We start from the raw sequence: 23001 nt of genomic DNA on the forward strand, positions 1-23001 counted from the left end.
GTTATTGAACGTTTCTAAAATGCCAAAACGTTGATGCCCAATATGGGTTATCTAAGCGAGAAAGCACCACACCTTTTGATGTTGAGGCATGCATAAACGTATTGCCGCCTAAATATATTCCCACGTGACGTGTCTTCCTACCGGTTTTAAAAAACACCAAATCACCACTTTGCGCACTGTTATAGGCGACTTTTTCACCTATTTTAACTTGCTGCGCAGTTGTACGTGGTAATGAGAGCGAATAGGCATCTTGATAGACCGCTTGAACAAAGGCTGAGCAGTCAACGCCGGAATAATTAGTCCCACCCAAACGATATGGAACACCTTGCCATTTTTTATATTCCGCGAGAAAGGGCGCATTTTCAGGAGTATTGTAGTGTTGCTGAGTATGCTCCGCTCGCTTCGGCTGACTAGAGCAGGCCGATAGCAAAACCACCATACTGTATAAAATCAATAATTTAACAACTTTCATCTGTCACACTGCTTACATTTAAACGTAATAAAAATGTCATTAAGGATTACTAATATCCTGATAATTCTATACCAAGTTATTAAATAGTACGAACCTATTACTTATTTGGTTACCGTTTAATGGATCAACTCGACGGATTGTTTATGAAAACCCCAGACAAGGGAAAACGCGCCATCTCCTTGATTCACTCTCTGAGTGCTATCTTTTTAACCATTATTCTAATATTTGTCGGCGTGAGTGTGCTGAGCACCAATGGCCTTAATCAAGTTAAGCAGCAGTTTGACAATTTATCAGAAAAAGCCCTTCCTCTGTCTCTTAATAATGCCGCATTGACACAAGATGTGTTGGAACAAGTAAAACTGCTTAACTATGGTACACAGCTTGATTCGACAGAAGAGTTAGAGCAGACCCGCCAACGCATCACGCAGCTTGTCGAGCAAAGTAATCAAAAGATTGAAAACCTATTCGCCATTGCCTCAGAAATGGGCAATGCCGTGACTGCGGAGCAGCGAGAACTCCTTGGGCAAAAAATTGTTGAGCTTCAGGATAGCACTCAAGCTATTTTGGCTTACCAGTCGCAAATACTGGCCATGAGTGCCGGTATTGATAAGGAAGTCGCCGGTTTTCGATATGCCATTAGTACGCTTGGTCAAGAAATGAATCGCATCAGCTTGCTGTTTACACAAAACAACCCGTCGTCGGCGGATGCCGCGACACGAGTGGTGACGGCTGCTAGCTCTTTAGAGAGCGCATTCTTGATGCTGATGATGCAGACCGACCTAAACAAGGCCAATGGCGAATATCGTCAGATGCGCAATCGCTATGCCAGTATCAACTTAGCTTACGATCAGTTTGAAGAGTGGCATCCAGAAATCAGTGAATTTCCAAGCTTTACTGCGCCGTATGACATGGTAAAGACAGGGTTTAAGCCAGATGGCGTGGTGCGTCAGATCATAGAGCGATTGGAGATTGCGACTACGCAGCGTGAGGAACTCGCTAAAGCGGCTGTTTTAGCCAATGAAACTACTGAGATCTTATCAGCTATTTCCACAACCGCAGAAGGGCTCATTGATGAGAGCCAATCTGTAGTAAACGACACCATTCAAACCAATATTTACACGCTCATTAGTACTACTGTCGTATTGGTGGTCGTTGTTCTTGGGTTGTTCTTTGGGTTACGACGCTGGGTTAACCGAGCACTTAAGAATATTACTAGGCAGCTAAAGCGGTTGGTTGAGCACGACCTAACGGGGGGTGTCGAGCTTTCAGGTCCATCTGAAATGCGCGATATTGCTAGAAAGCTGAATCAGGTTATTGAATCGACTCACGACTCCATTGAGGTGGTAACACGTAACTGTGAAACCTTATACCAAACCGCAGAAATCAGTCATGGCGCGGCAGAAGAGACGCGAAGCAGTTTACGAGCACAAAACGAATCTCTCGATAGTATGGTGGCGACAGTGACTCAGTTAGAAGCGTCAATCAAAGAGATCGCGACGGTAACGACGTCTTCATTCTCCGATTCACAGCAGGCAGAAGAGTTTGCTTCTTTGGGACTAAAAGCGGTCGAGGAAAATCAGCAACGTTTGCATTCCCTCGAAACGACACTGGGTAACAATGAAGCCTCCATGACTGAGTTGGATGGCAAAGTGAAGCAAATCCAAGAGATGGTCGATATGATCAGTGGCATTGCAGACAACACCAACTTGTTAGCGCTCAACGCAGCCATTGAAGCAGCGCGAGCGGGAGAGATGGGACGCGGTTTTGCCGTTGTTGCGGATGAAGTCCGTAAGCTTGCCAGCGATACCTCAGAGCAAACCACCAATATTCGTCAAATGATGGCTGAACTGATGCATGCCGCCCAAGATTCGAGACAATCTGTTATCGACTCTCGAGCGGAAATGAATCACGCTCTCGATTCTAGTGAGCGAGTAAAAGCATCGTTTTCAGACATTGCGCTGTCTGTGAATCATATTCGAGAGCGTGCTGAGCAAGTCTCTGTAGCCACTGAAGAGCAAGAGCGAGCGACTGCTGAAGTAGGGCGCGCGATTGTTCATGTTACTGACCAAGGTGAGCACTCTAATATGCAGCTCGAGTCCATGGTTGAAAGTGCTGAGCAGGTGGCCGATATCGCTGGTCATCAGCAAGCGATGTTGCACAAGTATGAGCTCAACCGTCTATCCGTTTGAACGAACAGCTGTTTGAACGAACAGCTGTTTGAACGAACCGCAGCTTAAACGAACAGCGGTTTAACCTAATTAGACTCGCGATCGTTCCTAAAAGGCTGGGTAAGTAACTTATCCAGCCTTTGTTCGTTTTTAGCCGCAAATTCTGGGATGCCTATTTCCACCCTGTCGTGTCCAAGCTCTGGCTGAGCGCGATAGGTCCCAAACCAGCGATCCCATACCGACAAGAAGAAGCCAAAGTTGGAGTGTGTTTCTTTGGGGATCACTGAGTGGTGAACTCGATGAAAGTCCGGTGTCACCACCACTTTTCGTAGTACTTTGTCTACGGCTAAAGGTAGCTTGGCATTGCTGTGGTTAAACATCGCACTCGCATTAAGAACAACCTCAAACACCAATACCGCCATCGGTGGGATCCCGAGTGCCATGACTACGCCAATTTTGAGCCACATTGACACAACGATTTCGATGGGGTGGAAGCGTGCGCCAGTGGTGACGTCGATGTCTCTGTCGGCGTGATGCATTCGGTGCAATCGCCAAAGAATGGGCAGTCGATGGAACACGACATGTTGAAAGTAAATGACGCCATCCAGCAAGATGACACTGATTGGCAATACCAGCCATAAGGGCAAGGTAAGGTGGTTAAAAAGCCCCATGTGATGTTCAGCCGCGCGCAAAGATGCTTCAATTGCTAGAAGTGGCATGGCAATCGCTAAGGTTAAAGAGTTAAACCCCACCAACGCTAAATTGTTACTCCAACGCAGTAAACGACTGCGCGTTCTCTGCTTCCTTGGGACTGCCCACTCCCAAGCAGCGCAGAGCACTAATACGGAAAGAAAGATTGCTAGGCGAATAGTGTCACTGTTTTCCATTGCTGTTGAGTTTCCTTTTACTAACGCACGTTGGCAGAGTAGAATCCCGCCACCTTTTGTCAAACTACCATGATTATGAGACGCCACGCCTTCCACGCCATGTATGACGAGCGCCTTGCCGCAGCCACCAAACCATTCAACGCTCGCGGAGCAAAAGTTGAACGTTGTAAAACCTGTCAAATCGCCAAGCAATACTGTATCTGTGAACACCAACCTTCACCGAACCGTGATATCGCGGTCATGTTGTTGGTTTCTGATGCAGAGATTTTAAAGCCAAGCAATACTGGCCGTCTAATACTTGATACGGTCGAGCAAGGCTATGCGTTTCCTTGGCATCGTACCGAGCCAAACCCCAAAATGTTGGCAGTGTTAAATGATGAGACCTTGCAGCCGATTATAATCTTTCCGGAAGATTATGTAGATGACAAAACGCGTGTTCTTGAAATGGGTGAGCAAACTGAGTCAAGCACGATTTTATCTGAAGGTAAAAAGCCGCTGTTTATCTTTTTGGATGGCAGTTGGCGAGAAGCGAGAAGAATGTTTCGCAAGTCCCCATATCTGGATAAGTTCCCGGTCTGTTCGATAAAACCAGAAGCGATGTCGAACTACGTAATGCGCAAGTCTGAGAATGAAGACCATCTAGCGACCGCAGAGGTCGCCAGTTTGGTGTTTGAGCAATTTGGCGAAGGTAAAACCGCGAATACACTCGCACTTTGGTTTGCCGCTTTTCGCGAAAGCTACATGTTGAGTAAGACACGTTTCTCTTCTGACCTTACTCGTCCTGAGCTAAATAATTTCATTGCTCTAATAAAAAACGAGACGTTGCTCTAATAGTGTTCAATTAGGTGACGACTTGTTAACCAAGCGGTGCAAGCAAAGGTATAAATTGGGGCTGCATCACGGTTTGAGGGGGTAGGGATATGGATAATGCCATCAGTTATTCTATTTTTTCGCCTCGGATTGGGGTTTCAAGGAGAGTTTTCATGTATTACGGCTTTGACGTCGGCGGCACAAAAATTGAGTTTGGTGCTTTCAACGAAAAACTAGAACGTGTAGCCACTGAGCGCGTTCCAACACCGGTTGATGATTATCAAGTACTGCTAGATACGATTGCAGGCTTGGTAGCCAAATACGATGCAGAGTTGGGTACAGAGGGTAAAGTTGGTCTAGGTCTACCTGGTATGGAAGATGCGGATGATGGCACAGTACTTACCGTTAACGTTGCTTGTGCGAAAGGCAAGCCGCTACGCCGTGATCTAGAGGCGCTGATTGGCCGACAAGTGAAAATTGAGAACGACGCAAACTGCTTTGCACTTTCTGAAGCATGGGACGACGAGCTGCAAGACGCACCATCAGTGTTGGGCTTGATCTTGGGTACTGGCTTTGGTGGCGGTTTTGTCTACGAAGGCAAAGTGTTCTCTGGTCGAAACAACGTTGCGGGTGAATTAGGCCACATGCGTTTGCCTATCGATGCGTGGTTCCATCTAGGCGACAATCCACCTCTACTTCAGTGTGGTTGTGGTAAAAAAGGCTGTCTAGATAACTACCTATCTGGCCGTGGCTTTGAGCTGCTTTACACGCACTTCTATGGCGAGAGCAAGAAAGCGATCGATATCATTAAAGCGCGTGAAGCCGGCGATGCCGATGCGACAGAGTTCGTTGACATGTTTATGGAACTGCTAGCAATCTGCTTTGCAAACCTATTTACTGCTAACGATCCACACGTTGTTACTTTAGGTGGCGGTCTTTCTAACTTCGAACTTATCTACGAAGAGATGCCAAAGCGTGTACCTAAGTACCTGCTTTCTGTTGCCAAATGTCCAAAGATCGTGAAAGCGAAACACGGCGATTCAGGCGGCGTTCGCGGTGCAGCATTCTTGAACATCAAGTAATTGCTATTGTTTTAAGTGAGGCGACCTAATGGGTCGCCTTTTCTGTATTAGGCGGGAGTTGTCGTGAAAGCGAAAGTGATCTATCATTTGATACATTAATACTGTATCAAATGGTGGTTTAAATGAGTGCTTCAGCTAAATTCGTTCCCTCTCGTTCACAGGCTAGCTTTTGGTCGCAGATTGGCGTGCCTCCAAGAGGGCGCAAACTCTATGAAGCGATTGAAGCTGGCTTCGATTTCGCGACCTACCAAAAACTCGCGAACGTAACAGGTATCGAGAAAAAAGAACTCGCTCGAATCACCAATATTAAAAGCGCGACCCTGAGTCGTCGAGCGAAGGATGGTAAGTTCTCCTCAGATGAGAGTGACAGACTGTACCGATATGCAGAAGTCTACAATGCGTCACTGCGCTTATTTGAGAATAACAAAATCAAAGCGTTTCAGTGGATGCATAACCCGGTGAAGGCATTAGGGTATATAGCGCCAAGCGATATGCTGAAAACCAGTGCTGAAACTGAAGAAGTATTGAGCGTCATTGGTCGCCTTGAGCATGGCGTGTTCAACTAATGCAGTTGTATCGAATTGTAAAAAGAAAGTTTGCGACAAGCATAGAACAAGTCTTTGATGGTGAGGGAGCGCGGCGCTATGGTGGGCGATGGAATTCGGCAGGCACGCGATGTGTTTATCTTGCTACGTCGGAGTCTTTAGCCATTTTAGAGGTGCTGGTGCATCTCAATGATTCAGAGTTGCTTGAGCATTATGAGTTGTATCAAATTGACATCGACGATAGCGCGATCATCGAACTTGACCAAAGCTACTTGCCTGATGACTGGCAAGAAGACCCTGCACCAGCGTCAACCGCACAAATTGGCGATGAATGGCTAGCCAGTGACATGAGTCTTTGCCTTAAAATTCCATCGACTGTGGTACCGCGAGAGTTCAACTGCCTGCTAAATCTTGCGCATCCTGATTTCAACCTAGAGAAACTTAACGTCGTTAAGCTTAACTTCAAACCGGATCCGCGTTTACGAGGTTGACTTAATCAAGGTTAATAACGACAGGGCTATTAGCCGGAAGCACCAGCTTGATGGCGTTTGGCAGTACACTGAATTTGATGCGCTTTGATGTGAGTGGTTCACCATCGAGATTCACTGGCATCACCGTGTCAGAAATCCACTCTAATGTTTTCACTTGGTTTCGTTTTACAAACGTGCCACTAAACTCTGGCTGTTGAAGCAGTTCGTCAACCACTGTTGCAATATCGCTAGGTGCAAACTCCTCCAATGACACCACGTCAAGCAGCCCATCATTGAGCATGGCGTTGGGCGACAAAGGTTGACCGCCACCCGCCATTCTGCCGTTACATACAGCGCCGACGACAACGTGACTGTCTACTTCCTTGCCGTCATACAATACCCTGCCGCTAAAAGGCTGAAAGTTAATCGCTTGCACAAGCCCTGCAAGGGTGTAAGCGCCGCCGCCCAAGAAGTTTTTAAGCGCCACGGGTGTGTTTGCCGTGACCTGCGCGCCAAATCCGGCCGTGGCGATATTGATAAAGTGTCGTTCATTCGCCGATGCAGCATCAATACACGTAGCTCGGCCGGTAAGCGCCAAATGCAGCGCATCATACGTAGAGAGCGTTGGAATTTCGCACGCTGTAGCAAAATCGTTGGCCGTACCGAGAGGTAGGACGGCTAATTCGATGTGAGAAAGTTGTTGTTTGAGCAGAGCATCGACCACTTCATTGATGGTGCCGTCACCACCGCCAGCGATGAGGCGAGTCACACCCTCGGCACCGGCTTCTTGTACTAATCTTTCAATGTCTCCGCCTTCCCACGTCACGCGAACCTCAAGCTGATGCCCTTGTTCCCGAAGTTGATAGACCGCTTCTCGAATGTCTTCTTGAGCAGCTTTTTTACCGTTTAGCAGTAGGCGGATGGTCATGTTCTTTCCTTAAAACAGCGAGTTAGCATTGAATGCAGCGATAATACGAAAAACTATAGCACAAATTTCTCAATCGCTTTTGCTACGCCGTCTTCATCGTTGCTGTCTGTGATGTAATCGGCAATGGCTTTGGTCGCTTCCATCGCATTCGCCATCGCGACACCTTTACCAGCAAATGTGATCATGTGATGGTCGTTTTCGGCATCACCAAAGCACATGGTTTGCTCGTAAGGAATGCTAGGTGATCGGCGATGACTTTGACGCCTTCACCTTTATTGCTAAGTGGGTTTAGGAACTCTAAGAAGAATGGGGCACTTTGAACAATGGTGTAGTCATCGTGATACGAGGCGTTAATCTTGGCAATGCCTTCAGTGAGTTTGCTCGGCTCGCCAACAATCATTGCTTTGATGATTTCATGGTCATCTTCTAAGCGTTCAAAGTCATAAACAGTGAAGTCGAGCTTATTGATTTCCGCTTCGTGGTCGGTGTAAGGGTTAGCTTCTGTCGTGATCAATCCGATCTGCGTGCTGAACGCATGGCAGTGCAGCCCTAACTCGTTTGCAAGGCTTGCAATGCGCTTGGCATCTTTGCCCGTTAGTGGCTGCTCGTGAAGTTTTTCACCACTTGCGACTTTTTCAACATAGGTGCCGTTAAAGTGAATAACAACGTCGTCTTGCTCTGTTAAACCTAGTTCGACTAGTGCATCCTTCATGCCGTTAAGTGGTCGGCCAGAAGCAAGGACGACCGTAACGCCTTTGGCTTTAGCCGCTGCAATAGCCTGTTTAGTACGAGGGGTGATGTTCTTATCGGATGTGAGTAGGGTTCCATCCATATCGATAGCGATGAGTTTGTACACGTGACTTACCTAAAAAAGAAATAAAACAAAACCGCATCAGAATAGGGAAATTAACCGCAGACTGCCAGTGATTTTGTCGTCTGGTTAATGTTGAATTTCTGGCGCTCATCCTTTAAGGTCTGCTCATCTTACATAAATGGCAAAATTAAATGAGCGGTAAACAATTCAAGATCAATGAGATGTTTGAAACCATTCAAGGCGAGGGCGTGTTCACTGGCGTTCCGGCGGTCTTCATTCGTCTTCAGATCTGTAATGTGGGTTGTGCGTGGTGTGATACCAAGCAGACTTGGGAAGCAAAGCAAGAAGATGAGCGTACGTTCGGCGAAATCATCACTAAGCAAGGCGATAGCCCGACTTGGAGTGATGTCAGCGCCGATGAGATCGTTGCTATGTACCAAGCCCAAGGCTTTACAGCGAAGCATATTGTCATTACTGGTGGTGAACCCTGCGAATATGACTTAACGCCGCTTTGTGAAGCGTTTGAAGCTATCGATGCGCGTTGCCAAATCGAAACCAGCGGCACGTCAGAAGTGAGAGTCTCTGAGAACACTTGGGTGACAGTGTCACCTAAGATTGCCATGAAAGGCAAACGCGAAGTGCTTACCTCAGCGCTAGAGCGAGCGAATGAAATTAAACATCCTGTGGCGACAGAAAAGAACATTGAACAGCTTGATGCGCTGCTTGATGGTGTCGCATTAAAACCGGATGTAGTGATTGCGCTGCAGCCAATTAGCCAAAAACCACGCGCGACAGAACTTTGCATGAGCACGTGTATCGCGCGCAACTGGCGTTTGTCGGTACAAACGCATAAATACTTAAATATTGCATAACACCAAATATGGAGACGGTAATGAAGAAGGCAGTAGTAGTTTTTAGTGGTGGCCAAGACTCGACCACGTGTTTGGTGCAAGCCTTAAAAGAGTATGACGAAGTACACGCAATCACGTTCGATTACGGTCAAAGACACAAGCTAGAAATCGAAGTGGCTCAAGCTCTGACAGAAAAGCTTGGCGTAAAAGCACACAAAGTGATGGATGTGGGTCTACTTAATGAATTAGCTATCAGCTCACTGACTCGTGATGACATTCCCGTTTCACATGAACTGCAAGAAAACGGTTTGCCAAACTCGTTTGTGCCTGGGCGCAATATTCTGTTTCTAACCTTGGCTGGCATTTACGCGTATCAAATTGGTGCCTCAGCGGTCATCACAGGTGTGTGTGAAACCGACTTCTCTGGCTACCCAGATTGTCGCAATGACTTTATTAAGGCGATGAACAGTGCCTTGGTGCAGGGTATGGACAGAGAATTGGACATCGTTACGCCGCTAATGTGGCTTGATAAAGCCGAAACATGGGCGCTAGCTGATAAGTATGATGCTCTAGAACTCGTACGTAACGAGACGCTGACCTGTTACAACGGCATTATTGGTGATGGCTGTGGTGATTGTCCGTCATGTGACTTGCGCGCGAATGGTCTGAACCACTATCTCGATAATCAGCAAGCAGTGATGAAATCACTTAACGAGAAATCAAACTAAAAAGAGGCGCATTATGCGCCTCTTTGCTATCTACGTTTTAAACGATAGGGTGCTGATTAGTTTAGCTTTAGATACAGCTTAGCAACCTCTGAAGGCTCCATTTCCTTACCGTCTAGTTGATCATTCCAGTTTGTGCCGATCAGTACGCCGTCTTCGTCCAATGTCAGTAGCCAATCTTCAACGAAGATATCAAGAGGGATGTGCAGTACTTCAAAGTCAGCCCACTCTTCAACGTTGTGAGTTTTTGCGTCTTCTTCTGACGACCAGAAAGGCATGACTTCACTGTTTTCGAACTCGGTTGAATCACACGCCAACCAACCGTCTTCGTTACGAAGACCCCATACAAGTTGGGTTTTGCTTGTTTCTTCAATAAACAGCTTTAGGTTTTGTTCGATATCAGACGTTAATTTGCTCATTGTTATCTACTCATAGTAAGAACTGCTTACAAGACTAGCATGAGATCGTTAATATCTAAATGAAATGGCAATAAAAAAGCGCTCTAGAAGAGCGCTTTGTGTCTGGTTGGTGGAGAACTAAACTACTTGCCGATTTTGGTGAATATCGTCCATTCCATTTTGACTTCGCCCTTATAGCCGACTACCGAAGCAACGACTTTGCGATTCATTGCATGGGCAAATTCAGTGTTACCTAACTCTTCTGGCTTGGTTTCACCAAATCCCACGATCGTGAGCCTGTTTGGATCGATACCGTTGCTAATAATGGCTTGCCTGACGACGTCTGCACGGTTTTGTGACAACAGCATATTTTTATCAGCATCACCGACAATACTTGCAAAACCTTGGATTTCTATGGAAGTCTCTGGATATTCTTTCAGAAAATCTGCCATTTCGCTGATTTGGTTTTGGAATACAGGCTTGATGAAGGTTGAGTTGTTGTCAAACAGTATCCGCAGCGCCAGTGTATTTGATATGTCGTGATACTCTTCGCAACCATCGTTATCAAGTGCAGCACCTTGGGGAGTGGTGATGCAAAGGTCTCTTGCGTTGATAACACCATCACTGTCGTCATCTTGTAAATCGGCTATTTGATCAGCCACCGGAGTTGGAATGTAGTCGTACTTGTCTTCTTCTTTTGTGGTTGCTGATGTCATAAGTGGCATCACCATAAGGCCACAGATAATTACGGTTCTCTGTAGTTTCATGATTAGTACTCCACTTTCTCATTCCATTCAGACGGCGTATCGACGCGCAGAGCATCAAGTAGGGCACCTGTCGCATTCATAACACGGTAGCGAGCGAACTGTTCCGCATACTTGGCATCTAAGTAGCCTTTACGCGCTTCAAATAGCTCGTTTTCTGTATTCAGGACATCAAGCAACGTGCGTTTACCAATTTTGTATTGCTTCTGGTAAGCGACAACGGTGTCGGACGCTGAGTCTACGTGATCAGATAGAAACTCCCTCTGCTGAACCGTGTATTCGAGCCCTGTCCATGACAGTTTCAGACCTTCTTCGACCATACGATAGGTTCTGTCTCTAAAGTCCTTCGCCTTATTAAGTTGATACGCTGCCGATTCAGTGCGATCTGAATCTGAGCCGCCGTTGTATAAATTGTATCGCATGCGCAGCATGGCTCGGGTTTCGTTATCGGTACCTATGTTACCCCCAGCATCATCACGCCAGTTGTGTCCAGCATCGATATAGAACGTAGGGTAATTAACCCCCTTCGTTTGTTGGTACTGGAAACGTGCCGAATCGACATCAACTTGTGAGATTTTGATGACGGGGTGTCGCTCAATAGCAATCTGGAGTGCATCATCAACGGTAAATGGGATCGCAACCTCGTCCGCTCTTGGGTATTTCAGGCCGAGAGGGGCTTGCCCTACCAAGCGCTTAAATTGGGTATGAGTATCGAACAGATTATTTTGTGCTGCAAGCAAATTACCGTGCGCTTTAGCGATACGTGCTTCTACTTGAGATAAGTCCGCCGTCGACCCTATGCCAGAATCCACCCGCTTTTTAATGTCAGCGTAGATTTTCTTGTGCACATCGAGATTGGCTTCCGACAATGCGAGTACTTCATAGGCTTTGGTTGCATCTAGGTATATTTGTGCAACCTCTAAAGCTATGTCTGAGGCGTCTGCAAGCAGTTGGTAGCGCACTGATTCAGCCTCAGCGGCAGTTCTGTCGATGTCGTTGAGTGTTTCATTACCGTCCCAGATGAGCTGCGTCAGAGTGATGCCGACTTCCTTTCGGGTGAGAGACTCGTTTCTACTGTTGAGGATATTCTCACGATCGAAATCCGTTCTTTCGTATCCAATTCCGCCATCTAAGTCGACTTTTGGTCGGTATGCGCCAACCGCTGCTTCTGCATCGTAGCGTTTACTGACGTACTCATTGTACGCAGCTTTGATCTCAGGGTTGGTTTTGAGAGTGAAGGCGACAGCTTGCTCAAGCGTTTGACTGCTAACAGGTAGGCTGAGAGCCATAAAACAAGCTGCTGCGGTAGTGGTAAGCTTATTCAAAGTCTTTCTCCTTGATCCTGTGCTTAATAATCGGCTGGGCATGAATTTATGCATTTCTAAGTCTTAAGTATGAGTAGGCGGTGAGCCTTTACTCTTTTCGTTTAATAATAAGTTCAGCCAAGTCAGAATGTTACCCACTGTAGTTTTAACTATAGCGACAGTTAGGTGCATTTCAATGTCGATTTGTCTGGATTATGTATTTATTGTAAGACTCTAGATGATTTCATATCACGTCTTGTGATCTACGCTTACATACTATTGAAAGTAGTAAAGAAAATAGCCAATGCAATTAAAACAATGAAAAGGTTTCTTGTTTTTGAGACAGCAGAAACAAAAAAGCCAACCTTAGTTAGGTTGGCTGGGAAAGAGATGGGCTCGAATCTAGCGTTTGGCTGTTACAGTACTTTGCAAGCGAACCCTTTAAGGTAGAAGCCTTCTGGGTAAGCAGTATCGGTCGGATGATCTGCAGCTTGTTCAAAACGTTCAACAAATTTCACTGAGCGATTGGCATCTAATGCTGCATCGGCAATGATTTTTTGGAACAGGTTGCCGTCCATCAGGCCTGAGCAAGAGTAGGTGAGCAGTGTGCCACCTGGCTTGAGGATCTGCATGGCAAGCATGTTAATGTCCTTGTAACCGCGACAAGCGCCATTAAGCTGCGCTTTCGATTCAGCAAATTTCGGCGGATCCATAATGACCACATCGAACTTGGTGCCTTGGTCGCGATATTCGCGCAGTAGCTTGAACACATCAGCATTTAGGAATACGGCTTTTTTCTTTTCAGTAAAGCCATTGAGCTCAGCATTGTGTTTTGCTGTATCCAGTGCCAGTTGTGACACGTCAGCATTGATAACTCGCTTAGCGCCACCTTTAAGTGCATAAAGGCCGAATCCGCCCGTGTAGCTAAAGCAGTTGAGTACTTCTTTGTTCTTCACGTACTTTTGTGCTTGGAAGCGGCTGTCACGCTGGTCGAGATAGAACCCAGTTTTATGACCATTGATGATATCGACACTAATTTTTACGCCGTTCTCTTCAATAACCACTGGTTCATCTGGTGATTGACCAAATAGTACGCCGGTGCGCTCTTTTAGACCTTCTTTCTTTCTCACCGATACGTCGGAGCGCTCATAGATAGAACAATCAGGGAAGCAATGGTTCAACGCTTTCACTAGCGTCTCTTTTTGGTGTTCTGCGCCAGCGCTTAGTAGTTGGCAAACTAGGAAGTCTCCATAACGGTCAATAGTGACACCTGGTAGGCCATCAGATTCAGCCGCAATTAGACGATAACCGGTAAGGCCGTCACGCTCTATGATGTCTTCGCGAAGCAGTTGTGCTTGCTGAATACGCTCAATGAAGAAATCAACATCGATGTCTTGCTTAGAGAAACTCCATACTCGTGCACGGATTTGAGAGTTTGGAGAGTAGGCGGCTTTTGCCAACCACTCGCCGTTGTGCGCATACACGTCAACTGTCTCGCCAAGTTCTGGGGTGCCATCGACACGAGAGATGCCTCTAGAGAAAACCCAAGGGTGTTTGCGTCGGAGTGATTTGTCACGGCCTTTTACAAGGTGGATAGCTGATGCCATGGTATGCCTTACGATGTTGAAACGGAGAAAAGGTGGGGTATTTTGTGTGAAGTTTCAAATAAATGCAAATTGGCTTCATTACTTAAAACGTTAACACCTCATACTGAACTAAAATCAGCATAGCATGCGATGGATCTAGGAGAGTAATTATGGCGCAATATTGTCAGAAGTTGATTATCACCGGCATGGTTCAAGGGGTCGGTTTTCGTTATCACACCTGCCACGAAGGACTAAAGATAGGACTTACTGGTTATGCTAAAAATCTCCACGATGGTTCGGTAGAGGTAGTTGCTTGTGGAGATGAATCGAAAGTTGAGGCGTTGTGTGAGTGGTTGTTAAAAGGCCCAAGGACGGCGAGTGTAGACTCGGTGACCAGAGAGCCTTGTGAGCAAACAAAAGTCTATTCAGGCTTTGTTATCATGTAATCGATATAACCGTTACATAATTGAATCGATAGCTTGATTACAAGCATTTTGCCGGTTTAGGGAGGCCGGCAAGTTTGGTTGCTTGTTTCGCTGGGCCTTTCTTGAACAGTTTAAATAGGTATTTACTGTTGCCTTTTTCCGGGCCATGTGCTTTTTCCATGGCTTTGACCAACATTCTTACTGCTGGAGAGGTATTAAACTCTTCATAGAACTCGCGAACAAATAGAACCACTTCTAAGTGAGCGTCTGTCACTTCTATGCCTTCTTGCTCTGCCAAAATAGTGATCATACCTTGCTCCCAATCTTGGTGATTGAGTAGGTAGCCTTCAGCATCGGTTTCGATGGTTTTTCCGTTGTATTCAAACATGATGTGCAATCTAGTTGAGGATCATCGACGCAAGATTAGCTCAGATTAATCTTGTTTTTCAAGTAATGCTTCATGTTGAGGCTTTCGATTGAGTTCAGGTTTGGTTTTGAGCTGACAAATAAGAAGCCCGAGACACTGTCTCGGGCTCAATACAAACTATTTTATAAACGATAATTAATCGTCGTTCATGATGCCTAGGATAGACAATAGGCTGATAAATAGGTTGTAGATAGATACGTATAAGCTCACCGTTGCAGAGATGTAGTTCGTTTCACCACCACGTACGATTTGCTGAGTTGTCAGCAAAATGACACCTGTTGAGAACAGAACAAACATGCCGCTCATTGCTAGGTGAATCATTGGCATTTGTAGGAAGATGTTCGCGACCATACCTATCAGAAGCACAACAAAACCTGCCATTAACACGCCGCCTAGGAACGACAAGTCGCGTTTAGTCGTTAGTGCATAAGCAGAAGCGCCTAAGAACGCCAAAGCCGTACCGCCCAGAGCTGTAACAATAACATCACCCATACCTGCGCCAACGTAGGCGTTTAGGATAGGGCCTGTTGTGTAACCAAGGAAGCCAGTGAACAAGAACGTGAATACGAGACCCATGCTGTTGTTACGGTTCTTCTCAGTCAAGAACAGTAGGCCATAGAAACCAACCAACATTAGGATGAGACCTGGAGAGGTAGGTTCATTGCCATAGAGAATGCTGCAACGACCGCAGACCAAAGTAGCGTCATAGAGAGCAGCGCGTAAGTATTTCGCAATACTTTGTTTGTTTGCAGTACACTCGCCTGAGCAGAACTGCGAGATACCATAGGATCGTTCATAATCTTCCTCATAGATGATTGACTTATGTTTATATGACTATTTATGGGGTTGATTGTTCAAAAGATCAAGTCCCGTAGCGAAAGTCATTGAACAAAATCATAATAAAAATAATTGGTTAAGGATATAACAAGATGTAACACAATATTTCCAGTGTACATCAGTGACCTACAAAGAAAAAGGCGACACAAGGGTCGCCTTTGTTACATTTAATATAACTAAGATATGGAGATTAATGATGTAATATCTGACTTAGGAAGTTTTGGGTTCGGTCAGATTGAGGATTTTCGAAGAAATCAACAGGATTGTTTTCTTCAATAATTTCCCCAGCATCCATAAAGATAACGCGATCCGCGACTTCTTTCGCAAAGCCCATTTCATGCGTTACACACAGCATGGTCATGCCTTCTTCTGCCAACTCCACCATGACATCGAGTACTTCACGAACCATCTCTGGATCGAGTGCAGAAGTCGGTTCATCAAACAGCATCACTTGAGGATTCATGCATAGAGAGCGTGCAATAGCCACGCGTTGCTGCTGACCACCCGAGAGCTGACCGGGGTACTTGTCCGCCTGATCTGGGATCTTAACGCGCTCAAGATACTTCATTGCAATCGCTTCAGCTTCTTCTTTAGGCATCTTTTTCACCCAAATTGGAGCGAGAGTGCAGTTCTCTAGTACTGTTAGGTGAGGGAAGAGGTTAAAGTGCTGGAAACACATGCCAACTTCACGGCGAACCGCCTCAATGTTTTTCAGGTCTTCGGTGAGCTCTGTGCCAGACACATAAATGTGACCAGCTTGGTGCTCCTCTAGACGGTTGATACAGCGAATCATGGTTGATTTACCTGAGCCTGATGGGCCACAGATAACGATTTTCTCGCCTTTTTTAACGTCTAAGTTGATATTTTTTAGTACGTGAAACTCGCCGTACCACTTATTCATGTCCTTTAGTTGGATCATGTAATCTTCTTGTTGCGTCATAATACGTCCTCGAATTTCCGTTTATCGTTTGTGACCGGTATGCAGTTTGTTTTCGAGATAAATCGAGTATCTCGACATGCCAAAACAGAACACCCAGAACACTAACGCGACAAATACATAACTTTCCGTAGCAAAACCTAACCACTCAGGGTCGGTGTTCGCAGCTTGTCCAATACCAAGTACATCGAACATACCGATGATGAGTACTAGACTGGTATCTTTAAAGAGACCAATAAAGGTGTTTACAATGGATGGAATCGTGATTTTCAGTGCTTGAGGCAGAACAATCAGTCCCATCTTTTTCCAATAGCTTAACCCAAGCGCATCTGCGGCTTCGTATTGACCTTTTGGAATCGCTTGTAGACCACCACGAATAACCTCGGCCATGTAAGCAGCACTAAACATGACAACGCCGATGAGTGCGCGGATGAGCTTGTCTGTTTCTACACCCTCAGAGAAGAATAGCGGCAACATAACCGATGCCATGAACAGTACCGTGATCAGAGGCACACCACGCCAAACTTCGATATATACCGTACAAATACTGCGGATGATTGGCATTTCCGAGCGGCGACCCAAGGCCAGCGCAACACCAATTGGTAGCGATACGATAATACCCACCAAAGCGATAATGAGCGTAACGAGTAGGCCACCCCAGCGGTGTGTTTCTACGACTTCTAGTCCAAACACGCCACCGTAAAGCAGTGCTGCTGCAATGAATGGGTAGATGTTGACAAAGAACAGCCAAATCCAAACTCGCTTCGGTGTGCGCTCGTAGGCCAGTAGGGCAACGAACAGTGCCAATGTTGCGTAAAACAGGCGTGGTCGCCACAGTTCAGCTTGCGGATAGAAACCATACATGAACTGTTCCCAGCGCACGCTGATAAATACCCAACATGCTCCTTCACGAGAACACGCGTCACGTGTGGTACCTACCCAGTCGGCTTTAAGAATTGCCCAGTCGAACACATACCAAAGTAGTGATAGAGCAAAGTATCCCAAAACAATCGTCAAAACTGAGTTAACAGGACCATTAAATAAGTTTTTACGAAGCCAACCGACAACACCTACCGTGTTTGCTGGTGGCGGGAGATCGGGTTGAAATTGATGCTGACTCATATTATCTCTCCACCAAAGCAACTTTCTTGTTGTACACGTTCATCAGTGCAGACGTGAGCAAGCTGAGAGTGAGGTATACGCCCATCGTCATCGCGATGATTTCGATAGCCTGACCCACCTGGTTAAGCGTGGTACCAGCGAATACTGAAACCAAATCGGGATAACCGATTGCCATCGCAAGCGACGAGTTTTTCGTCAGGTTCAAGTATTGGCTGGTGAGTGGTGGAATGATGATACGCATCGCCTGAGGAATAACGACAAGCTTAAGCGTTCTTGAACGCGGCAGCCCAAGTGACATCGCAGCTTCAGTTTGACCATGGTTAACCGCATTAATACCAGAACGCACAATTTCAGCGATAAACGAAGCGGTGTAAATACTCAGTGCCAAAGTTAACGCTGCAAGTTCTGGAATGATGCTAATACCACCACGGAAGTTGAAGCCTTTCAGTACAGGATACTCAGCCGTGATTGGCATGCCCATAATAAAGAACACAACCATTGGAAGACCAACAATAAGTCCAAGGGCAATTCGACCCATAGGGGTTTGTTGACCTGTTAGCTTTTGGCGGTTATTCGCCCAAATATTGACAATGATCGTCGCAACAATACCCACGACAAACGCTGCGATTACAACACCACTGCCTTCGCCAAATACTGGGGCAGGGAGATAAAGACCACGAACGTTCAAGAAGATCGCTTCACCTAAACTCATACTTTGACGAGCAGAAGGCAGAGCTTGAAGTACCGCGAAGTACCAAAAGAAAATTTGCAGCAAAAGAGGAATGTTACGGAAAATCTCGATGTAAATTGCAGCAAAACGGCTAACCAGCCAGTTTGATGACAGTCTCGCGATACCCATGACAAAACCGAGAATGGTTGCAAACACAATGCCCAGCACAGAAACCAGAGCCGTGTTTAAAAGTCCCACATAAAAGGTGCGTCCGTAAGAGAAGGTTTCGTCGTACTCAATGAGTGTTAGACCAATACCAAATCCCGCTTCTTGACTTAAGAAGTCAAAACCGGTGGCAATGCCACGCGCAGCTAGGTTATCCAGTGCGTTATTGACGATGGTATAAAAGAAAAGTCCGAGAGCGAGTAGGGCAACGACCTGGAATACAACGGAGCGAAAGGTGGGGTTGTATAGTAGATTTGCGCTTTTCGCAGGTTTATCCTGCGCTGCGACTTGAGTCGTAGTAGGTTTCATACAGCTATAACCTCAAATCCTTTGAAAAAGGGCGGTAAAACCGCCCTTGTTGGAGCATGAAAACGCGATTAGCGAATTGGTGGCGCGTACATGAAGCCGCCAGCATTCCATAGTGCGTTTACGCCACGAGAGATTTGCAAAGGAGAGCCTTCACCTACTGTACGCTCGAAGCTTTCACCGTAGTTACCTACTTGTTTGATAACTTGGTAACCCCAGTCGTCAGCAATGCCAAGACCTTTACCTTTAGGACCGTCAACGCCAAGTATACGCTTGATGTTTGGATCGGTTGACTTCAGCATTTCGTCCGCATTCTTAGAAGTAATGCCGTACTCTTCCGCATTCACCATTGCAGCTAGAGTCCACTTAGCGATGTTGAACCACTGGTCATCACCTTGACGAACTACAGGGCCTAGTGGCTCTTTAGAGATGATTTCTGGTAGTACTTCCGCTGAGCTTGGATCCGCAAGGTTTAGACGAAGCGCGTAAAGACCAGATTGGTCAGTAGTAAGCACGTCACAACGACCAGAGTCGAAACCTTTTGAAGTTTGTGCTGCCGTATCGAATACAACTGGCTTATACTCCATACCGTTGTTACGGAAGTAGTCGGCTAAGTTAAGCTCGGTTGTTGTACCAGACTGAACACATACAGATGCGCCATCTAGCTCTTTAGCACTTGTTAGGCCAAGTTCTTTTTTGACCATGAAGCCTTGACCATCGTAGTAGTTAACACCAACGAAGTTCAGACCTAGAGCCGTGTCACGGTGTAGAGTCCAAGTTGTGTTACGAGAAAGAACGTCGATTTCACCTGATTGGAGAGCGGTAAAGCGTTCTTTTGCTGTTAATGGAACGTATTTAACTTTGGTTTTGTCGCCCAGTACCGCAGCAGCTAGTGCTTGGCAGTATTCTACGTCAATACCTTCCCACTCACCTTTTGAGTTAGGGTTAGAAAATCCTGGAAGACCAGTACTAACGCCACAAGTTAAAACGCCGGCTTTAGTGACTTTGTCCAGAGTTGAGTCTGCAGCCATTGCTGAAGTACTCATCATTGCAGCAGAAGCCGCCACTAAAGAAGCAATAAGAGTGAGTTTCTTTGCCATTGTGTATCCTTCCTGTTAGTTCCGTGTAAGTCAGGTCCAGCCTGAATACCATGTGCTAATTATTGTTGTGTTTCGGTAGAGGCTGCTGTTTTTGAACCGAATTGGTGCAAGTTGTCACAGCCGTTTAAAGCGTAGATAATGAACTGTGAATACTCAAATTATTAATTTAAATGGTTTTTTGAGTAGTCACTCAACGCCAAACAATTGTTAGAATGGCTAAGTGTGATGACTTTGTAAATAGTGCAACTAAGCACTAAAAAAGTGAATTAGAGAGTGGTGTGTTAAAGTTTCGTTAAAGCAAAATAAAACAAATGCCATTTCTTTGGTTGTTTATATTTTCATCTACAAAATGTTTGAAATTTGGTTGGAAATAGTTTTGTGATCAATGTCTCGGTGACAATTTTGCACCATTTTGGCGATCTTGAATGAATAGTTATATCGTTTAGAAAAGGAAAATTATGCGTTACTTTCCACTATTTATGGACTTACTTGAAAGGCCTGTTTTAGTTGTTGGCGGCGGTGAAGTCGCTTGTCGAAAAGTCGAAACTCTTGTTCGAGCAGGCGCTCGTGTTACGGTTGTCTCACCTAAAGTTGAACCTTATCTTGGGGAACTGAGCGAGAGTGGAAAGTGTGTTTGGATCCCGCGTTTTTATGAACAAGAATTGATGCGGGATGAGTTTGTTCAAGTATGGGCGACGACAGATAACCCAGAACTGAATCATAAAGTGCATAAAGATGCGAAAAATGCCGGTATATTAGTCAATGTAGTGGACGATACACCTTATTGTGACTTCATTACACCATCGATTATTAACCGCGGAAGAGTACAAATTGCGATCTCTAGTGGCGGCTCTTCACCAGTTTTGATTCGAGGTATACGTGAAAAGTTAGAAGCCGTTTTACCAATGAACACGGCTCAGTTAGCGGATTTTGCTGCCAGTAAACGAAGTGATATTAAGCGTCATTTTACGACGGTAGATGAGAGAAGAAAGTTTTGGGAGTTGTTTTTTAGACAACCACTGGTCGTCAACTGTAAAGATAATCAAGAGCTTGAAAAAGCCTATCAAGCACTGATTCACGCTGACGCAGAGTTTACTGATTCGTGTACTTGGATAGAGTTTGGCGACGATCCAGAGTTACTACCGATTAAAGCGATGCGTATTATGCAGGAAGCAGAAATCGTGTTTTATGATAAACAATGTCCGTTTGGGTTTGTCGACTTGGTAAGGCGAGATGCAGAGAGAATAGCGTTCGATGATGTTACGCAGGTCTCTTCAGACATTATGACAAGAAAAGCAGACAAACAACGTATTGTGGTATTTGTCGAACCGAATTCGTCTTCTTATAAACTGCTCAAGGAAGGCGATGACGTGATTGAGTTGGCGAAGGTAAAATAAAAGGGCGTATCGCCCTTTTATTTTTACAGATTAAGCTGAAAGAATACGCTTAGTCTCTGAAGTTATTGAACTGGAACGGTTGGCCAAGCTCGCCGTTTTTAACCAGTTGCATCGTTGCTTGCAAGTCGTCGCGTTTTTTACCCGTTACTCGAACTTTATCGCCTTGGATAGACACTTGTACTTTGATTTTTGAATCTTTAACAAGCTTAACGATTTTCTTCGCAATAGGTGTCTCGATGCCTTGTTTGAACAATACCGTCTGGTTCCATAGCTTGCCAGATTGTTCTGCAGTTTGAGATTCCATTGCGTTGACATCAACGCCACGTTTCGTCAGGTTGCCACGCAAAATGTCACGCATTTGCTTAAGCTGAAAGTCACCCTCACAAGAGAGTTTGACGGTTTCATCATTTAAAGTGAATGTTGCTTCAACATTGCGAAAATCAAATCGAGTAGAGATCTCACGGTTCGCATTGTCTACGGCGTTGCGCAGCTCTACGGTATCGATTTCAGAAACGATATCAAAAGATGGCATGTTAACTTTCCTTTTCGTTGCGTTGTTTAACGGCGTCAGCAAGAATATCGAGCATATGAACGGTGTCGTTCCAGCTCAAGCATGGATCGGTGATTGACTTGCCGTAAGTAAGGTTATGGATATCTTCCATACCCTGATTTCCTTCCTCAATAAAGCTCTCTGCCATAATGCCCGAAACCTTATGAGAACCAGCAATAATCTGGCGTGCGATTTCTTTTGCAACATCGATTTGTTTGCGGTGCTGCTTTTGACAGTTAGCATGACTAAAGTCGACAACCAGTCGAGCTGGTAGGTCAAACGATGCCAGTTGTTCACATGCGGCGTCAATAGACGCTTCGTCAAAGTTTGGGCCTGTATCACCACCACGTAAAATTACGTGACCAAACGGGTTGCCGCTGGTGCGATATACTGTCATGCGACCATGCTTATCTGGTGAGTAAAAGTAGTGTGAAGCCTTCGATGCACGAATGGCATCGATCGCAATTTTAACACTGCCGTTTGTGCCATTTTTAAAACCAACAGGGCAAGAAAGTGCAGAGGCCATCTCACGGTGGATTTGTGACTCTGTGGTTCGAGCACCAATCGCGCCCCATGTAATAAGGTCAGCAATGTATTGGCCAGTAATCATATCAAGGAACTCAGTTGCCGTCGCAAGGCCAAGTTTGTTGATATCGAGAAGCAATCCACGTGCTTTGTTCAGACCCGCTTCAAGTGCGTAAGAGCCGTCTAGGTTAGGGTCGGTAATCAAACCTTTCCAACCGACTACGGTGCGTGGCTTTTCAAAGTACGTGCGCATGACGATAAATAGTTCGTCTTTGTACTGATCTTGGATAGCGCTGAGGCGTTTAGCATAGTCTAAAGCCGCTTCAGTATCGTGTACCGAACAAGGGCCTACAATGCAAAGAAGACGGTTGTCGTCTCCAGTAAGAATATTTTCAATTTGACGGCGAGAATGCGCAATGCGCTCTGCTACGTCATCAGTAATTGGGTGGTTAGCGCTCAATTCTGATGGAGTTGGCATTGGACCTAATGCCTGTGTTCTTAGTTCATCGGTCTTTAATGGCATGATGGTGCAGCCTGCAAATTATTATGAAGCGGTTAAGATAACGGAATTGTTCAGTAGAATAAACCACTAATATAGCTATTGCTCAATCATTTCCATGATCACTTAAATTTTCACGCTACGTTTGCCTAAAAACAGAGCAATTTTCCTGTTAAG

The 23001-nt window shown here is 45.6% G+C and carries 23 protein-coding genes and 2 pseudogenes; 9 read left to right on the forward strand and 16 right to left on the reverse strand.

The features are described from left to right. Position 1: 1 nt before the first annotated feature. Positions 2-472: an NlpC/P60 family protein gene (locus TZ48_RS16260; protein WP_112479924.1), complete on the reverse strand. Its 471-nt coding sequence runs from the start codon at positions 470-472 to the stop codon at positions 2-4. A gap of 143 nt (positions 473-615) precedes the next feature. On the opposite strand from TZ48_RS16260, the gene TZ48_RS16265 reads away from it, so the two are divergent. Next, positions 616-2661: a methyl-accepting chemotaxis protein gene (locus TZ48_RS16265; protein ID WP_112479925.1), complete on the forward strand. Its 2046-nt coding sequence runs from the start codon at positions 616-618 to the stop codon at positions 2659-2661. A gap of 65 nt (positions 2662-2726) precedes the next feature. On the opposite strand, the gene TZ48_RS16270 is transcribed toward TZ48_RS16265, so the two are convergent. Further along, a complete protein-coding gene (locus TZ48_RS16270) occupies positions 2727-3527 on the reverse strand; it encodes a sterol desaturase family protein (protein WP_112479926.1) in 801 nt (266 codons plus the stop codon). Between the two features lie 69 nt (positions 3528-3596). On the opposite strand from TZ48_RS16270, the gene TZ48_RS16275 reads away from it, so the two are divergent. From TZ48_RS16275 to TZ48_RS16290, 4 genes are all read left to right on the forward strand, one after another. Next, the gene (locus TZ48_RS16275; protein WP_112479927.1) at positions 3597-4358 is read left to right on the forward strand and encodes a tRNA-uridine aminocarboxypropyltransferase; all 762 of its coding nucleotides are present in this window, start codon (positions 3597-3599) and stop codon (positions 4356-4358) included. A 152-nt stretch (positions 4359-4510) separates the two neighbouring features. After that, positions 4511-5419, forward strand: a complete 909-nt coding sequence (nagK, locus tag TZ48_RS16280; RefSeq protein ID WP_112479928.1) for an N-acetylglucosamine kinase — start codon at positions 4511-4513, stop codon at positions 5417-5419. A 122-nt stretch (positions 5420-5541) separates the two neighbouring features. Further along, a complete protein-coding gene (gene parS / locus TZ48_RS16285) occupies positions 5542-5985 on the forward strand; it encodes a type II RES/Xre toxin-antitoxin system antitoxin (protein WP_112479929.1) in 444 nt (147 codons plus the stop codon). Then, positions 5985-6455, forward strand: coding sequence for an RES family NAD+ phosphorylase (locus tag TZ48_RS16290; RefSeq protein WP_112479930.1), 471 nt, complete (start codon positions 5985-5987; stop codon positions 6453-6455). Before parS ends, TZ48_RS16290 begins: the two co-directional genes overlap by 1 nt. Position 6456: 1 nt before the next feature. Here TZ48_RS16290 and yegS read toward each other — a convergent pair whose 3' ends face one another. After that, positions 6457-7362: a lipid kinase YegS gene (gene yegS, locus TZ48_RS16295; RefSeq protein WP_112479931.1), complete on the reverse strand. Its 906-nt coding sequence runs from the start codon at positions 7360-7362 to the stop codon at positions 6457-6459. Positions 7363-7415: 53 nt separating this feature from the next. Next, a pseudogene (locus TZ48_RS16300) lies at positions 7416-8218 on the reverse strand (Cof-type HAD-IIB family hydrolase). Positions 8219-8367: 149 nt separating this feature from the next. Between TZ48_RS16300 and queE the strand changes: the two are divergent. Both queE and queC read left to right on the forward strand, forming a co-directional pair. Continuing rightward, on the forward strand, positions 8368-9048 hold the full coding sequence (queE, locus tag TZ48_RS16305) for a 7-carboxy-7-deazaguanine synthase QueE (RefSeq protein WP_112479932.1): 681 nt from the start codon (positions 8368-8370) through the stop codon (positions 9046-9048). A 20-nt stretch (positions 9049-9068) separates the two neighbouring features. Beyond that, positions 9069-9755 carry a 7-cyano-7-deazaguanine synthase QueC gene (queC, locus tag TZ48_RS16310; RefSeq protein ID WP_112479933.1) on the forward strand — a complete coding sequence of 229 codons (687 nt, stop codon included), beginning with the start codon at positions 9069-9071 and terminating at the stop codon, positions 9753-9755. A 56-nt stretch (positions 9756-9811) separates the two neighbouring features. Here the strand turns inward: queC and TZ48_RS16315 are convergent, their stop codons facing one another. The 4 genes from TZ48_RS16315 to TZ48_RS16330 all read right to left on the reverse strand — a co-directional run bounded on the left by TZ48_RS16315 (position 9812) and on the right by TZ48_RS16330 (position 13825). Beyond that, positions 9812-10171: a DUF2750 domain-containing protein gene (locus TZ48_RS16315; protein ID WP_042498718.1), complete on the reverse strand. Its 360-nt coding sequence runs from the start codon at positions 10169-10171 to the stop codon at positions 9812-9814. Between the two features lie 122 nt (positions 10172-10293). Further along, entirely contained in the window at positions 10294-10917 is a 624-nt protein-coding gene (locus TZ48_RS16320; protein WP_112479934.1) for an OmpA family protein, read from the reverse strand. A gap of 2 nt (positions 10918-10919) precedes the next feature. Next, positions 10920-12203, reverse strand: coding sequence for a TolC family outer membrane protein (locus TZ48_RS16325; RefSeq protein WP_112479981.1), 1284 nt, complete (start codon positions 12201-12203; stop codon positions 10920-10922). A gap of 431 nt (positions 12204-12634) precedes the next feature. Next, complete coding sequence (locus tag TZ48_RS16330; protein ID WP_112479935.1) at positions 12635-13825, reverse strand: class I SAM-dependent methyltransferase; 1191 nt, start codon at positions 13823-13825, stop codon at positions 12635-12637. A 149-nt stretch (positions 13826-13974) separates the two neighbouring features. On the opposite strand from TZ48_RS16330, the gene yccX reads away from it, so the two are divergent. Beyond that, the gene (yccX, locus tag TZ48_RS16335; protein ID WP_112479936.1) at positions 13975-14250 is read left to right on the forward strand and encodes an acylphosphatase; all 276 of its coding nucleotides are present in this window, start codon (positions 13975-13977) and stop codon (positions 14248-14250) included. Positions 14251-14287: 37 nt separating this feature from the next. Here the strand turns inward: yccX and TZ48_RS16340 are convergent, their stop codons facing one another. From TZ48_RS16340 to TZ48_RS16365, 6 genes and pseudogenes are all read right to left on the reverse strand, one after another. Next, the gene (locus tag TZ48_RS16340; RefSeq protein WP_112479937.1) at positions 14288-14617 is read right to left on the reverse strand and encodes a TusE/DsrC/DsvC family sulfur relay protein; all 330 of its coding nucleotides are present in this window, start codon (positions 14615-14617) and stop codon (positions 14288-14290) included. Positions 14618-14791: 174 nt separating this feature from the next. Next, positions 14792-15453, reverse strand: a pseudogene (locus TZ48_RS16345) (Bax inhibitor-1/YccA family protein). A gap of 230 nt (positions 15454-15683) precedes the next feature. Then, complete coding sequence (locus TZ48_RS16350; RefSeq protein WP_042498733.1) at positions 15684-16433, reverse strand: amino acid ABC transporter ATP-binding protein; 750 nt, start codon at positions 16431-16433, stop codon at positions 15684-15686. A 21-nt stretch (positions 16434-16454) separates the two neighbouring features. Continuing rightward, positions 16455-17552, reverse strand: coding sequence for an amino acid ABC transporter permease (locus TZ48_RS16355; protein WP_112479938.1), 1098 nt, complete (start codon positions 17550-17552; stop codon positions 16455-16457). Between the two features lies 1 nt (position 17553). Beyond that, on the reverse strand, positions 17554-18756 hold the full coding sequence (locus TZ48_RS16360; RefSeq protein ID WP_112479939.1) for an amino acid ABC transporter permease: 1203 nt from the start codon (positions 18754-18756) through the stop codon (positions 17554-17556). Positions 18757-18824: 68 nt separating this feature from the next. After that, a complete protein-coding gene (locus tag TZ48_RS16365; RefSeq protein WP_112479940.1) occupies positions 18825-19853 on the reverse strand; it encodes an amino acid ABC transporter substrate-binding protein in 1029 nt (342 codons plus the stop codon). 458 nt (positions 19854-20311) lie between these two features. Between TZ48_RS16365 and TZ48_RS16370 the strand changes: the two genes are divergently transcribed. Further along, positions 20312-21250 carry a siroheme synthase gene (locus TZ48_RS16370; RefSeq protein WP_112479941.1) on the forward strand — a complete coding sequence of 313 codons (939 nt, stop codon included), beginning with the start codon at positions 20312-20314 and terminating at the stop codon, positions 21248-21250. Positions 21251-21299: 49 nt separating this feature from the next. Here TZ48_RS16370 and TZ48_RS16375 read toward each other — a convergent pair whose 3' ends face one another. Together TZ48_RS16375 and TZ48_RS16380 are read right to left on the reverse strand one after the other, a co-directional pair. Further along, positions 21300-21782, reverse strand: a complete 483-nt coding sequence (locus TZ48_RS16375; RefSeq protein WP_042498747.1) for a YajQ family cyclic di-GMP-binding protein — start codon at positions 21780-21782, stop codon at positions 21300-21302. A 1-nt stretch (position 21783) separates the two neighbouring features. After that, complete coding sequence (locus tag TZ48_RS16380; RefSeq protein ID WP_112479942.1) at positions 21784-22848, reverse strand: 3-deoxy-7-phosphoheptulonate synthase; 1065 nt, start codon at positions 22846-22848, stop codon at positions 21784-21786. Positions 22849-23001: the final 153 nt, after the last annotated feature.

The organism is Vibrio variabilis, assembly GCF_003263785.1.
Classification (GTDB): Bacteria; Pseudomonadota; Gammaproteobacteria; order Enterobacterales; family Vibrionaceae; genus Vibrio; species Vibrio variabilis.

Bases quoted from the DNA above. Each gene is read 5' to 3' on its own strand.
- TZ48_RS16260 (WP_112479924.1), bottom strand. From the start codon at position 472: ATGAAAGTTGTTAAATTATTGATTTTATACAGTATGGTGGTTTTGCTA.
- TZ48_RS16265 (WP_112479925.1), top strand. From the start codon at position 616: ATGAAAACCCCAGACAAGGGAAAACGCGCCATCTCCTTGATTCACTCT.
- TZ48_RS16270 (WP_112479926.1), bottom strand. From the start codon at position 3,527: ATGGAAAACAGTGACACTATTCGCCTAGCAATCTTTCTTTCCGTATTA.
- TZ48_RS16275 (WP_112479927.1), top strand. From the start codon at position 3,597: ATGATTATGAGACGCCACGCCTTCCACGCCATGTATGACGAGCGCCTT.
- nagK (WP_112479928.1), top strand. From the start codon at position 4,511: ATGTATTACGGCTTTGACGTCGGCGGCACAAAAATTGAGTTTGGTGCT.
- parS (WP_112479929.1), top strand. From the start codon at position 5,542: ATGAGTGCTTCAGCTAAATTCGTTCCCTCTCGTTCACAGGCTAGCTTT.
- TZ48_RS16290 (WP_112479930.1), top strand. From the start codon at position 5,985: ATGCAGTTGTATCGAATTGTAAAAAGAAAGTTTGCGACAAGCATAGAA.
- yegS (WP_112479931.1), bottom strand. From the start codon at position 7,362: ATGACCATCCGCCTACTGCTAAACGGTAAAAAAGCTGCTCAAGAAGAC.
- queE (WP_112479932.1), top strand. From the start codon at position 8,368: ATGAGCGGTAAACAATTCAAGATCAATGAGATGTTTGAAACCATTCAA.
- queC (WP_112479933.1), top strand. From the start codon at position 9,069: ATGAAGAAGGCAGTAGTAGTTTTTAGTGGTGGCCAAGACTCGACCACG.
- TZ48_RS16315 (WP_042498718.1), bottom strand. From the start codon at position 10,171: ATGAGCAAATTAACGTCTGATATCGAACAAAACCTAAAGCTGTTTATT.
- TZ48_RS16320 (WP_112479934.1), bottom strand. From the start codon at position 10,917: ATGAAACTACAGAGAACCGTAATTATCTGTGGCCTTATGGTGATGCCA.
- TZ48_RS16325 (WP_112479981.1), bottom strand. From the start codon at position 12,203: ATGGCTCTCAGCCTACCTGTTAGCAGTCAAACGCTTGAGCAAGCTGTC.
- TZ48_RS16330 (WP_112479935.1), bottom strand. From the start codon at position 13,825: ATGGCATCAGCTATCCACCTTGTAAAAGGCCGTGACAAATCACTCCGA.
- yccX (WP_112479936.1), top strand. From the start codon at position 13,975: ATGGCGCAATATTGTCAGAAGTTGATTATCACCGGCATGGTTCAAGGG.
- TZ48_RS16340 (WP_112479937.1), bottom strand. From the start codon at position 14,617: ATGTTTGAATACAACGGAAAAACCATCGAAACCGATGCTGAAGGCTAC.
- TZ48_RS16350 (WP_042498733.1), bottom strand. From the start codon at position 16,433: ATGACGCAACAAGAAGATTACATGATCCAACTAAAGGACATGAATAAG.
- TZ48_RS16355 (WP_112479938.1), bottom strand. From the start codon at position 17,552: ATGAGTCAGCATCAATTTCAACCCGATCTCCCGCCACCAGCAAACACG.
- TZ48_RS16360 (WP_112479939.1), bottom strand. From the start codon at position 18,756: ATGAAACCTACTACGACTCAAGTCGCAGCGCAGGATAAACCTGCGAAA.
- TZ48_RS16365 (WP_112479940.1), bottom strand. From the start codon at position 19,853: ATGGCAAAGAAACTCACTCTTATTGCTTCTTTAGTGGCGGCTTCTGCT.
- TZ48_RS16370 (WP_112479941.1), top strand. From the start codon at position 20,312: ATGCGTTACTTTCCACTATTTATGGACTTACTTGAAAGGCCTGTTTTA.
- TZ48_RS16375 (WP_042498747.1), bottom strand. From the start codon at position 21,782: ATGCCATCTTTTGATATCGTTTCTGAAATCGATACCGTAGAGCTGCGC.
- TZ48_RS16380 (WP_112479942.1), bottom strand. From the start codon at position 22,848: ATGCCATTAAAGACCGATGAACTAAGAACACAGGCATTAGGTCCAATG.